The organism is Lentzea sp. NPDC102401, assembly GCF_044765805.1.
In the GTDB taxonomy this organism is placed as follows: Bacteria; Actinomycetota; Actinomycetes; order Mycobacteriales; family Pseudonocardiaceae; genus Lentzea; species Lentzea sokolovensis.
In genome coordinates this window covers 1,057,505-1,069,992 of sequence record NZ_JBIWKS010000001.1, presented here as the reverse complement: position 1 = coordinate 1,069,992, position 12,488 = coordinate 1,057,505, and the positions used below count along the sequence as shown (strand labels likewise).

Annotated in this window: 9 protein-coding genes; 4 read left to right on the top strand and 5 right to left on the bottom strand. The window is 69.0% G+C overall.

All coding sequences use genetic code 11. From position 1 onward, the window contains the following. Window positions 1-19: 19 nt before the first annotated feature. Window positions 20-961, bottom strand: coding sequence for a ketopantoate reductase family protein (locus ACIRG5_RS04755; protein ID WP_402900143.1), 942 nt, complete (start codon window positions 959-961; stop codon window positions 20-22). 90 nt (window positions 962-1,051) lie between these two features. Here ACIRG5_RS04755 and ACIRG5_RS04750 point away from each other — a divergent pair, with 90 nt between their 5' ends. After that, entirely contained in the window at window positions 1,052-1,615 is a 564-nt protein-coding gene (locus ACIRG5_RS04750; RefSeq protein ID WP_402900140.1) for a TetR/AcrR family transcriptional regulator, read from the top strand. A 9-nt stretch (window positions 1,616-1,624) separates the two neighbouring features. Here ACIRG5_RS04750 and ACIRG5_RS04745 read toward each other — a convergent pair whose 3' ends face one another. Next, complete coding sequence (locus tag ACIRG5_RS04745; protein ID WP_402900137.1) at window positions 1,625-2,068, bottom strand: NUDIX domain-containing protein; 444 nt, start codon at window positions 2,066-2,068, stop codon at window positions 1,625-1,627. A 54-nt stretch (window positions 2,069-2,122) separates the two neighbouring features. On the opposite strand from ACIRG5_RS04745, the gene ACIRG5_RS04740 reads away from it, so the two are divergent. Beyond that, entirely contained in the window at window positions 2,123-3,049 is a 927-nt protein-coding gene (locus tag ACIRG5_RS04740) for a phosphotransferase (RefSeq protein WP_402900134.1), read from the top strand. Here the strand turns inward: ACIRG5_RS04740 and ACIRG5_RS04735 are convergent. The 3 genes from ACIRG5_RS04735 to metH all read right to left on the bottom strand — a co-directional run bounded on the left by ACIRG5_RS04735 (window position 3,040) and on the right by metH (window position 9,689). Beyond that, a complete protein-coding gene (locus tag ACIRG5_RS04735) occupies window positions 3,040-4,962 on the bottom strand; it encodes a putative bifunctional diguanylate cyclase/phosphodiesterase (protein WP_402900132.1) in 1,923 nt (640 codons plus the stop codon). The genes ACIRG5_RS04740 and ACIRG5_RS04735 overlap by 10 nt on opposite strands. After that, window positions 4,959-5,993, bottom strand: a complete 1,035-nt coding sequence (locus tag ACIRG5_RS04730) for a sugar ABC transporter substrate-binding protein (protein ID WP_402900129.1) — start codon at window positions 5,991-5,993, stop codon at window positions 4,959-4,961. Before ACIRG5_RS04730 ends, ACIRG5_RS04735 begins: the two co-directional genes overlap by 4 nt. 123 nt (window positions 5,994-6,116) lie before the next feature. Then, entirely contained in the window at window positions 6,117-9,689 is a 3,573-nt protein-coding gene (metH, locus tag ACIRG5_RS04725; RefSeq protein ID WP_402900127.1) for a methionine synthase, read from the bottom strand. A gap of 158 nt (window positions 9,690-9,847) precedes the next feature. Here metH and ACIRG5_RS04720 point away from each other — a divergent pair, with 158 nt between their 5' ends. Further along, a complete protein-coding gene (locus tag ACIRG5_RS04720) occupies window positions 9,848-10,678 on the top strand; it encodes a patatin-like phospholipase family protein (protein WP_402900124.1) in 831 nt (276 codons plus the stop codon). A gap of 122 nt (window positions 10,679-10,800) precedes the next feature. Next, on the top strand, window positions 10,801-12,477 hold the full coding sequence (locus ACIRG5_RS04715) for a glycosyl hydrolase family 8 (RefSeq protein ID WP_402900121.1): 1,677 nt from the start codon (window positions 10,801-10,803) through the stop codon (window positions 12,475-12,477). Window positions 12,478-12,488: the final 11 nt, after the last annotated feature.

Genomic DNA, 12,488 nt, shown 5'->3' with positions numbered 1-12,488 from the left:
CGTTCACGGTAACCCGAGTTCAGGCCCGGACCGCGAAGTGTGGTTCCGCCGCGGCCAGCCGGGGTGCGGGGATGCCCAGCCGGCGTGCCTCCGCCAGGGCGTCCCGGCAGATCACCTGCGGCTCCACGGCATGGGGATCGGAGTGCGCCTTGAAGCTCAAGCGGGCCGGTGGGAAATGAGCGGTCATCAAGGCGAACACGGACGCCGTCAGCCAGGCCGGCGCGCGGAGGAACAGCGTGCCGCGGCGCAGGTCGACGCCGCGTGCCTCCAGGAGCGGCAGAAGCTCGCGGCCGGCCAGAATCGCCTCGCGCAGGTCGTGCCGGCGTCCCGCCAGGTCGGCCAGCGAGCCCAGCCTCAGGCCCTGCGAGTGGATGCCCGCGTCCGACACGAAGTGGATCAGCAGCCAGTCGCGGAGGCGGGGCACCTCCTTGATCCGGAACCCGGCCTCGCGAAACACCTCGCGCACGGCCCGTTCCCGGTCCGTCAGCGTGCCGATCGTGCCGAAGACGGCCAACGGCATCAGCATTCCGCGCAGCACGCCGTCCTCACCGAAACCGCCGCCTGCCAGTGGAAAGCCCCAGGCGACCTGGTCGAGCGGGAGGGCGCCGATCGCGTCCGCGGGCTCGGCCCAGATGTTGCCGGAGACCAGCACCGTCGCCTTGCCGATGCGCGGTGCCAGGAAGGCCGCCGCCTCCGTCAGACGGTGGTGGCCCACACTCAGCACGATCAGGTCGAAGTCGTGGTCCGCCGCCAGCTCCTCGCGGTAGCGCACCGGCCACTTCTCCACGACAGGCTGTCCACGGATCCGCCGCCGCGTGTCGAGCAGGTCGAGGTCGACCGTCGGCCCGTACTCCGCCGCGCGGCCGGGCCGGACGTAGAACTCGACGTCGTGCCCGGCTCGTTCCAGAGCCCATCCGTACACGGTGGCGATCACGCCTCGGCCGAACATCAGGATCTTCACACGGCACCTCGTGGGCTACGATGAAACGGAGGCTATCTCCACTTTCGAAAATATGGAGATGGTCTCCGTTTGTCAACCACGAGGGAGCGCATGAACGCCGCCAAGCCGCTACGCGCCGACGCCCTGCGCAACCGGGAGGCCCTGCTGGCCAAGGCACGGGAGGTCTTCGACGCCGGGGAGTTCTTCGACCTGCGCTTCGACGACTTCGCCCGCCTGGCGGGCGTGGGCACCGGCACGCTGTACCGCCACTTCCCCACGAGGGAGGCGCTGGCCGAGGCGGTCTACCACGAGGAGGTCGTCGCACTGTGCGACCGGGCTCGCCGGTTGCAGGCCACGTCACCCGCGCTGGAGGCGTTGGCGACCTTCCTCCGCGACTTCGTGGACTACCTGCAGCAGCACCACGGCCTGGCCCGGACGCTGGCCACTCTCATGACCACCGGCTCCGAGGCGCTCGCCGAAGGCGGCAGGGCGCTGGAACAGGCCGTCACCGACCTGGTGGCCGCCGCTGTCGAGGAGGGCACCGTCCGAGGCGACGTGGGCGCCGGCGCCGTCATGATGGCGCTGCACGGCATCGGCGCGGCCCACGACCGGCCTGACTGGAGGGCGGAGGCCGACGGTGTCATCACCCTCGTCCTGGACGGGCTGCGCAGGTGAGAACGACGTCTACCGCGGGTCCCAGCCGAGCACGCTGAACGACTCCCCGGCCAGGTAACCGGCGATCCCGGCGGCGGGGTAGGGGATGAAGTCGGCGGGCAGCGCGTCGAGCCCGAACCACCGCACCTCCGAACACTTCTCCGGCTCGCGGTTCTCCGGTTCGCCACTCCAGCGCCGCACCTCGAAGTACAGGCCGAGCCGCGGTTCCACGCCGAACCCGTTGGCGTGCGACGTGTGCACGAGCCGCAGGTCGCCGGGATCGATCCGCACCCCGATCTCCTCGGCAGCCTCGCGCACGGCCGCGGCGAGCACGGACTCGCCCGCGTCGAGCTTGCCGGACGGCAGGTGCCAGAGTCCGTCGAACCGCGGGTCGGGGTCACGCCGCCGGCTGAGCAGCACCTCGCCGTCGCGGACGAGCAGAACGTGGGCGTCGATCAGGTGCCGGTCGGCCATGCGCCCACCGTAAATGATCTGCGTTCGGCGCAGAGGTCGTGGCACGATCGTGCCATGACAGCCTTCGCGACCCCCGAGGACATCGCCGGCCGCACCGCCGCTGCCACCGAAGCCGCCGGTCGCGAACTCGGCCTGGAGATCACCGAGGGCAAGGTCCTCTACGAACTGTTCTCCGTCGTCGTGCACCTCGCCCCGTCACCGGTCGTCGCCCGCATCCCGACGGTCCTGCCGCACACCACGACGCCCGAAAGCCTGGCCAGGCGCCAGCAACAGGAGCTGGACGTCGCGCAGTGGCTGCACGACCAGGGCACGCCGGTCATCCCGCCGAGCCCGCTCGTCGAGCGCAAGCCCGTGCAGCGCGACGGTTTCTCCATCACGTTCTGGCCGTTCACCGCCGAGGACAAGTCCCGGGAACCGGACTACGTCAGGAACTCCGAGCTCACCGCCGACCTGCACAAGGCCCTCAGGGACTATCCGGGCGAGCTGGACTTCCTGTCGTCGGCGGAACCGCAGTTCGTGCGGGAAGGCCTGGAACGGCTTGAGGGCCTGGACATCGTCACCGCGGAGGATTTGCGAAGGGCACGCGCCGAGTGGGAGGTGCTGGAGCCGCTCGTCCGCTCCGAAGCGGCGTTCCGCCAGAAGTTCCCCGGCATCGACCTGCAGCCCGTCCACGGCGACTCACCGCCCGCGAACATCTTCGCGAGCACCGAAGGCCCGCTGTTCTCCGACTTCGAGCTGATCACGTACGGCCCGATCGAATGGGACCTGGGCGGTCTCGGCCCGGAACACCACGCCGCGTACGACCGGGGCGCCACCAGGAACGGCCTGCGCACGATCGACAAGGAGGTGCTCAGGTTCGTCAACGCGGTCGGCGCGATCCGGGTGCTCGCCTACCTGTCGGTCGCGGACCAGTTGCCCGCCATGGTCGACTTCATGCAGCCGTTCATCAACCAGTGGCGGGACACCGAGTCCTACGCGTGAGCGGCGGCCCGATCTCCCAGCCAGGCAACGATCTCCTCGGCGGGCAGCGGCTCGCTGAGGAAATACCCCTGCACCACGTCGCACCCGGCCGCGGCCAGCGCCGTCCAGGTGTCCTGGTCCTCCACGCCCTCCGCGACGGCCTGCAGCCCGAAGTTGCGGGCCAGCGCCACCAGGGCGTGCACGATCGCGCTGTCGCCTGCGTCGGTGCACATGTGCGTGACGAACGACCGGTCGAGCTTCATCTCGTGCACCCGCATGCTGCGCAGGTACGAAATGGACGAGTAGCCGGTGCCGAAGTCGTCGATGGACAGCCGCACGCCCAGTTCGGTCAGGCCGCGCAACACCTCCACCGCGCGGTCCGGGTCCGAGATGATCGCGGACTCGGTGATCTCCAGCGTCAGCAGGCGCGCCGGCAGGCCGTGGCGCTTGATCAGGTCGGCCACGTCGCCGGGGAACTCGGTGTGGTGCAGGCAGGCCGCGCCCACGTTCACCGAGACCGGCACCTCCCAGCCCGCGTCCTGCCACGTGCGGCACTGGCGCAACGCCGCGTCGATCACGTAGCGCGTCAACGGCTCGATGAGCCCGTTCTCCTCGGCGATCGGGATGAACTCGTCGGGACGCACGAGCCCGCGCGTCGGATGCTGCCAGCGGGCCAGGGCCTCGACGCCGCACACCGCGCCCGTGTCGGCCAGCGCCTTGGGCTGGTAGTGCAGGAACAGCTCGCCGCGGTCGATCGCGTGCCGAAGTTCCGTCACGGCGGTGAGGTGCGCGGCGCCGCGTTCGTGCAGGCGTGCGTCGTACACGGCCACGCCGGACTTCTCGCGCTTGGCCGCGTACATCGCGATGTCCGCGTGCCGCAGCAGTTCGTGGCCGTCACCCGAGTCCGACGGGCACAGCGCCACGCCGACACTGCCCGCTATCTCCAGTTCCAGGCCCTCCAGCGTCACCGGCATCGCCAGTGCCTGCAGGATCTTCTCCGCGACCATGCCCGCGTTCTCCGCCGAGCCGACACCGGGCAGCAGCACGGCGAACTCGTCGCCGCCCAGCCGTGCCACCAGGTCCGTGTCGCGCACCGCCCACGACAGGCGGTTCGCCACCTGGCGCAGCAGCAGGTCGCCGGTGTGGTGCCCGAGCGAGTCGTTGACCTCCTTGAACCTGTCGAGGTCCACGATCAGCAACGCCAGCGGCTCGTCCTTCTTGCGCGCCTTCTCCACGGCCAGGTCCATCCGGCGCGCGAGCAGCGTGCGGTTGGCCAGCCCGGTCAGGGCGTCGTGGTGCGCCTCGTGCTCGTTCTTGGCTGCCTGGCGCAGTATTTTGCGGCGGTAGCCCAGCAGCACCCCGCCGAACAGCACCACCAGGATCGCGTCCAGCACGAACGCCACGATCTGGGCGATCCGCAGCCAGGCGTTCTTCTCGTCCGCGGAACGCATGAACTCGGTCGTGTCGAGGCGCTTGGCCCCGACCGTCGAGGAGATCTGGCGCCGCAACGACGAGTGCGCGAGCAAGGCCTGGTCGGCCTGCGACGGGTCGGTGCCCGCGATCACCTTGCGCAGGATGTCCGCGGTCTGGTCGTAGAACGGCAGCAACCGGGACGCCACGGCGGCGTCGGACGGGGTGCCGCTGGTGCGCAACCACTCCAGGTCGCCGCGCGCGGAGCCGAGGGAGTTCGCCAACGGCTCGATGGTCTGCTCGGTCCGCACGAGCTGCAGGTCGCGCAACGCGTTGTCGGCGACCTCGATGTGTTCCAGCACGCGGCTCCACCGCTCGCTGGTCTCGTTGAGCTCCCGCACGTACGCGGTCGTGTCCTGCGCGCTGACGCTGCTCCACAGCGACAGGCCGGCCAGGGCGAGCAGCCCTGCCGTCAGCCCTGCCGTCGCCACCCTCGCGGTGCCGCGGCCTTCCCAAAAGCTCACCGTGCCTGCTCCAACGGTCGCACCCAACTCGCCGGATCCTCGACGAAGCTGTCGATCTGAGGCTGGAAGTAGTCCCTGCGCGCCTTCTCCGACTCCTGCCGGTGCAGGATCTGGTCCAGGTTCCCGGTGGTCACCGTCAGCCCTGGCGTCTCGATCCAGCCCTCCGGCAGTGTCGCGCCGTCCTTCGCGTGCCTGGCGAGCAGCCAGCCGGCGACGGCGCCCTTGAGATAGTGCTCCGGCGAGACCGTCGCGACCATCGCGCCGTCCCGCACCGCCTGCAACGTTCTCGGGTCGACCCCGAAACCGCCCACCAGCCACCTCGCCGACTTCTCCGTCTTGAGTGCCGCGAGGCTCACTCCATCGCAGTCGCCCGTACCAACGAACGCGAGTGCGTCGGGGTTCGCCGCCACGAGACGTTTCCACGCGTCCCGATTCGCGACGTCGTCACGTTGCGTGTCGAACGGGCCCAGCACCACTACCCCCGGTAGCTTTTCGGCGAATCGGCCCCGGATTCCCTCAGCCCGGTCGTCGAACCCGGCGAGTCCAGGAGCCGTGTTTCCCAGCACCACTGTTCCGGTCGCGTCCGGAGGCAATCGGCGCATCAACTCGTCAGCCAGCTTTTCGCCGAGTTCGTAGTCGTCGTTACCGATGTGCAATTTCACGCCGGAACTCGCGGTGAGCCGCATGTCCACACCGACCACGGCCACGTGCTGCGTGAGTGCCTCACCGATGGACGGCCCCATCAGCGCGGGTTCGGACGTCGCCACGGCGATTCCGCCTCGTGCCGCCATCGTCAAATCCCGGAACAACTCGACTTCCTTGTGCCCGTCCTGTCCGGGAGGGCCCGTGACCGTCGCGCTGACCCCGCCGATGCGGCCTACGCCCTCGTGAAAACCGCTGGTCATCTCCTGGGCGAAGGAGCCACCCGTGCGCTTGACCACGAAGCCGACGTGCGGCAACGCCTCCGACTCCGCTGCCGCACCGCAGCTCGCCAGCAGCACCAGACCCAGCACCAGCGCCGCAGCTCGCATGGATGACCTCGGGCTCGCTCGACCTAGGGTGATTGATCTCCAGAGCGGCCGATGCTACATCGCTTGGGTCCAACCGGGATAACGCCTGCCACTACCGGGAAGCGCTTTCACGTTGGGCAACCGTCAGGCGGGTTCGTACCCGAGGTTCGGGCGCAGCCACTGCTCGACTTCGGCGAGCGGCTTGCCGTACCGCGTCGCGTAGTCCTGCACCTGGTCGCGGCCCAGCCGTCCGACGGTGAAGTACTTCGCGCCGGGGTGCTGGAAGATCAGGCCGCTCACGCTCGCCGCCGGGTTCATCGCGAACGATTCAGTGAGCGAGATCCCGATTTCCTCCGCGCCCAGCAGGTCGAACAGCTCCCGTTTCACGGTGTGGTCGGGGCAGGCCGGGTAACCCAGGGCGGGGCGGATGCCGCGGAACTTCTCCGCGTGCAGGTCGGCGAGTTCCGGCTGGGCGTCCGGCTCGAACCAGTCGCGGCGGGCCCGCAGGTGGATCCACTCGGCGAACGCCTCGGCGAGCCGGTCTGCCAGCGCCTTCACCATGATGGCGCGGTAGTCGTCGTTCTGGGCCTCGTACTTCGCGGCCAGCTTGCCCGCGCCGAGGATCGTCACCGCGAACCCGCCGATGTGGTCGCCCTCGGGAGCCACGTAGTCGGACAGGCAGCGGTTCGGGCGCGAGAGCGGCTTCTTGGTCTGCTGGCGCAGCATCGGGATCCGCACGCCGTTGTCGAGCAAGATGTCGTCGCCTTCGGAATGCGCGGGCCAGTACCCGTACACGCCCTTTGCCTCGAACAATTCCCCGGCGACGATTTCGTCGAGCAACTCGGTCGCGTCGTCGTACAGTTCGCGCGCCACCGGCTGTTCGAGGATCGCCGGAAACTTGCCTTTGAGCTCCCAGGCGAGGAACAGGAACGTCCAGTCGATGAACTCGCGCAGTTCGGCGAGTGAGGGCGTCATCAGGCGAGTGCCGGTGAACTGCGGAGTCGGCAGATCGGAGAAATCGACCTCCTCCCGATTCGCCCGCGCCTCGTCGAGCTTGAGCAACGGCACGGACTTGCGGTTCTCGTGCTGTTCGCGCAGCCGGGCCTGCTCCGCGCGGTTCGTGAGGTTCAGCTCATGTGCGCGCTTGCCGTCCAGCAGGTCGGAGACGACGCCGACGACCCGGGACGCGTCGAGGACGTGGATGACCGGCTCGTCGTAGACCGGCGCGATCTTGACGGCGTTGTGCTGCTTCGAGGTCGTCGCCCCGCCGATCAGCAACGGCAGCTTCATGCCGCGCCGCTGCATCTCCTCGGCGACCGAGACCATCTCGTCCAGTGACGGCGTGATCAGCCCGGACAGGCCGATGACGTCGGCGTGCTCCTTGATCGCCGTGTCGAGGATCTTCGCGGCCGGCACCATCACGCCGAGGTCGATCACCTCGTAGTTGTTGCAGCCCAGCACGACGCCGACGATGTTCTTGCCGATGTCGTGGACGTCGCCCTTGACCGTGGCGAGCACGACCTTGCCGTTGCCGCCGGCCGTGGCCTTGGGCTCGGCGTCCATGAACGGCTCCAGGTACGCGACCGCGCGCTTCATCACGCGGGCGCTCTTCACGACCTGCGGCAGGAACATCTTGCCCGCGCCGAACAGGTCGCCGACGATCTTCATGCCGTCCATCAGCGGGCCCTCGATGACGTCCAGCGGACGCGGGAGGGACGCGCGGGCTTCTTCGGTGTCCTCCTCGATGAAGTCGACGACGCCGTGCAGGATCGCGTGCTCGAGCCGCTTGCCGACCGGGGCCTCGCGCCACGACAGGTCGACGACGCGCTTCTGGCCGGGGCCCTTGACGGTCTCGGCGTGCGTGACGAGCCGGTCCGTCGCGTCCTCGCGGCGGTTGAAGATGACGTCCTCGACCAGTTCCAGCAGGTCGGCCTTGATGTCCTGGTAGACGACGAGCTGACCGGCGTTGACGATGCCCATGTCCAGGCCCGCCTGGACGGCGTGGAACAGGAACGCCGAGTGCATGGCCTCGCGGACGACGTCGTTGCCGCGGAAGGAGAACGACAGGTTCGAGATGCCGCCGCTGATGCGGACTCCCGGACATCGCTCCTTGATCCGCGGCAGCGCGTCGATGAACGCCCTGGCGTAGCCGTTGTGCTCCTCGATGCCGGTCGCGACGGCGAGCACGTTCGGGTCGAAGATGATGTCCTCGGCCGGGAAGCCGACCTTCTGCGTGAGCAGGTCGTAGGCGCGGCCGCAGATCTCGACCTTGCGGTCGGCCGTGTCGGCCTGGCCCTGCTCGTCGAACGCCATCACGACGACACCGGCGCCGTAGTCGCGGATCGTGCGGGCCTGCCGCAGGAAGGGCTCCTCGCCCTCCTTGAGGCTGATCGAGTTGACCACGCCCTTGCCCTGCACGCACCGCAGGCCCGCTTCGAGGACGGTCCACCGGGAGCTGTCGATCATCACCGGGATGCGGGCGATCTCCGGCTCGGTCGCGATCAGGTTCAGGAACGTCGTCATCGCCTGCTCGCCGTCGAGCAGGTCGGCGTCCATGTTGACGTCCAGCAGGTTCGCGCCGCCGCGCACCTGGTCCAGCGCCACGGTGAGCGCGGCGTTGTGGTCGTCGGACTCGATCAGCCTGCGGAACTTCGCCGAGCCGGTGACGTTGGTGCGCTCACCGATCATCACGAACCCGGTGTCGGGGCCGATCTCGAACGTCTCCAGGCCGCTGTAGCGGGTGGTGTGGCGTGGCTTGACCACCTCGCGCGCGTCGGTACCGCGCACGGCGTCGGCGATGGCCTTGATGTGCTCGGGAGTGGTGCCGCAGCAGCCGCCGACGACGTTGACGATGCCCTTGCCCGCGAAGTCCTTCAGCAGGGCGGCGGTCTCGTCCGGGGTCTCGTCGTAGCCGCCGAACGCGTTGGGCAGGCCGGCGTTCGGGTGGCAGGCCACGTAGGTGTTCGCGAGCCGCGCCAGGTCGGCGACGTGCGGGCGCATCTCCTCGGCGCCCAGCGAGCAGTTGACGCCGACGATCAGCGGTTCGGCGTGCGCGATCGAGTCCCAGAACGCCTCGACGGTCTGGCCCGACAGCGTGCGGCCGGACAGGTCGACGATCGTCACCGAGATCCACAGCGGCAGGTCGGGCGCGACCTCGCGGGCCGCGGCGATGGCGGCCTTGCAGTTCAGCGTGTCGAAGATCGTCTCGATCAGCAGCAGGTCGACGCCGCCCTCGTGCAGCGCCGCGATCTGCTCCGCGTAGGAGGCCTTGACCTGCTCGAACGTGACGGCGCGGAACGCCGGGTCCTCGACCTTGGGCGACAGGGAGAGCGTGACGTTGAGCGGGCCGACCGAGCCGGCGACGAACCGGCCGCCGAACTCGTTCGCGGCCTGACGGGCGAGCCGGGCGCCGGCGATGTTCATCTCGCGGACGCGGCTCTCCAGCCCGTAGTCGGCCTGGCCGATCGAGGTGGCGGTGAACGTGTTGGTGGTCGTGATGTCCGCGCCCGCCGCGAGGTACTGCCGGTGCACGTCGAGCACCAGGTCCGGGCGGGTGAGGTTGAGCAGGTCCGGGTCGCCGGCGACGTCGGGCACGTGGCCCTCGTACTCGTCACCGTAGTAGTCCTGCGGCGAGAGCCTGGCCTGCTGGAACATCGTGCCCCATGCGCCGTCCAGCACTGCGATTCGCTGGTCCAGCAGGGATTTGAGTCCACTCACGCGCGCTCCCGAAAGGTCCGGAAGCGCCCTTGTCCGTGGTAGAACGAAGCCGAGCGTGGCAGGCGTCCGGCCCGTTGCAGCGCTTCTCGGTTTCACTTTAAAGGCTACCAATCTAGCTCATTCACCAGGAACTCGTCTCACTCCATAGGATGGCCGCTGTGACCGGAGAACGCGCGTTGGTGCTGGGTGGCGGTGGTGTCACCGGAATCGCCTGGGAGACCGGGATTGTGCACGGCCTCGCCGAGCAGGGCGTCGACCTGACGGACGCCGACCTCTTCGTGGGGACGTCCGCCGGATCGGTGGTGGCCGCCGAACTGGCAGGCGGTGGTGTGCTCGCCGACCTGTACGCGGGTCAGCTGTTGCCGCCGGACGGGGAGATTCCCGCCCGTCTCACGTCGTGGATGGTCGTCAGGTACGCGCTTTCCTACGTGATGCCGGGAACTCCGGCGAAGAAACGAGCTCGGTTGGGGCGTGCCGCGGTGAAGGCCCGCACCCCGTCCGAGGAGTCGCGGCTCGCGGTGTTCGACTCTCGACTGTCCACTAAGGACTGGCCGGAGCGTGCGCTCAAGGTCACCGCCGTGGACGTGGCGAACGGGAAGTTCGTGGCGTTCGACCGGGACAGCGGGGTCCCGCTGGTGAAGGCGGTGGCGTCGAGCTGCGCGGTGCCGCTGGTGTGGCCTCCGGTCAGCATCAACGGCAGCCGGTACATGGACGGCGGCATGCGGTCCGTGGCGAACGTCGACCTCGCGGCGGGCTACGAACGGGTCGTGGTCATCGCGCCGCTGACGCGCTCGGCCAGTCCGGCCGCGGCGCCCGGCGCGCAGGCCGCGAAGCTCGGGGTGCCGTCGATCGTGGTGAGTCCCGACAGCGCGGCCCTGGCCGCCATCGGCACGAACCTGTTGGATCCGGCCAAGCGCAAACCCGCTGCTGAGGCGGGGTACGCGCAGGCCGTCTCGATCGCTGCGGCCGTCCGGAAGGTCTGGCAGTAGTTCCGCAACCGGTTTCGGTCCCGATGACCGGTCCACACCTCTTGTCCAAAGTTGACCGCCCGCCTAAGGTCGCCGCAATTGCCCCTTTAGACAGGTTTGTTAACCAATTGACTGAGGTGGTTGTGGACAGACGAGCGGCGTTAGCTGCGGTCAGTGCGGCCGGGCTCGTGATCGGTCTCCTGGTGGCGGGGACGACCAGTGCGACGGCGGCGGATCCACTGGTCTCGCAGGGCAAGACGGTCACGGCGTCCTCCGTCGAGGGCGCCGGGCTGGAGGCGGCGAAGGCCGTGGACGGCAGCACGACGACCAGGTGGGCGTCGGCGGAGGGCAGCGACTCCGAGTGGCTGCGGGTCGACCTCGGTGCGTCGCACGCGGTCAGCCGGGTGCGGCTGAACTGGGAGGCCGCGTACGCCAGGGGTTACCGCGTGCAGACCTCCTCGGAGGGTTCGGCGTGGACGGACGTGTTCTCGACCAGTGCCGGTGACGGTGGTGTCGACGACCTGACCGTGTCCGGTGCCGGTCGGTACGTGCGGGTTCTCGGTACGGCGCGTGGTACGGCGTGGGGTTACTCGCTCTGGGAGGTCGAGGTCTACGGCGTGGCGGGCGGTACCCCGCCGACGACGACCACGACCACTCCGCCCTCGAACGGTCTCGGTTACGCGTTCGGCAGCCGGCAGACCCCGTACGCGGCGGGCATGTTGCGCCCCTCGGGCTCGACGTCCACTTTGGATGCTGCCGTGGTGGACTACTACCAGCGCTGGAAGTCCGCCTTCGTCCGGCAGAACTGCGGCAACGGCTGGTATCAGGTGATCTCGCCCGACGCCGACCACCCGTACGTCGCCGAGGCGCAGGGGTACGGCATGGTCGTCGTCGCCACGATGGCCGGCGCCGACCCGGACGCGAAGAAGATCTTCGACGGCCTGGTGAAGTGGAAGATCGACCACCCGTCCTCGATCAACCGCGATCTGCTCGCGGCCGAACAGGACGTGAACTGCCGCAGCGTCAACGGCGGCGACGGTGCCACGGACGGCGACATGGACGTGGCCTACGGGCTGCTGCTCGCCGACCGGCAGTGGGGCAGCGCGGGCACCTACGACTACAAGCAGCTGGCGATCCGGCACGTCAACGCGATCAAGGCCAGCGAGGTCAACCCGTCGACGAACCTGCTCAAGCTCGGCGACTGGACCAGTTCGGGCGACCAGTACTACTACCTGTCGAGGTCGTCCGACTGGATGGCCGACCACTTCCGGGCGTTCCGGAAGGCGACGGGTGACGCGGCGTGGGACACGATCCGGTCCGCCCACCAGAACCTGATCTCGACGTTGCAGCAGAACTTCGCGCCGAACACCGGCCTGCTGCCGGACTTCGTGGAGAACACGAACTCACTCCCTCGCCCGCCCGCGGGGCAGGTGCTGGAGGACGTCAACGACGGCAAGTACTGGTGGAACGCCTGCCGCGTGCCGTGGCGGATCGGCGCGGACGCGGTGACCAGTGGCGACTCGGCATCCCTGGCGGCGGCCCGCAAGCTCAACACGTGGGTGAAGTCCAAGGCGGGCAACAACCCGAACAACATCGGCATGGGCTATCAGCTCAACGGCACGCAGATCTCCGGTGGCAGTGCCGCCGCGTTCTTCGCGCCGTTCGCCGTGGTGGCCGCGACCGATCCGGGCAGTCAGGCGTGGCTGGACGCGTTGTGGACCAAGATGCTGCAGACGCCGATCGACGGCAGCAGCTACTTCTCGGCGAGCATCCAGCTCCAGGTGATGATCACGGTGACCGGCAACCACTGGGTGCCCTGACCAGCACTGTC

Bases quoted from the DNA above. Each gene is read 5' to 3' on its own strand.
- ACIRG5_RS04750 (WP_402900140.1), top strand. From the start codon at position 1,052: ATGAACGCCGCCAAGCCGCTACGCGCCGACGCCCTGCGCAACCGGGAG.
- ACIRG5_RS04745 (WP_402900137.1), bottom strand. From the start codon at position 2,068: ATGGCCGACCGGCACCTGATCGACGCCCACGTTCTGCTCGTCCGCGAC.
- ACIRG5_RS04740 (WP_402900134.1), top strand. From the start codon at position 2,123: ATGACAGCCTTCGCGACCCCCGAGGACATCGCCGGCCGCACCGCCGCT.
- ACIRG5_RS04730 (WP_402900129.1), bottom strand. From the start codon at position 5,993: ATGCGAGCTGCGGCGCTGGTGCTGGGTCTGGTGCTGCTGGCGAGCTGC.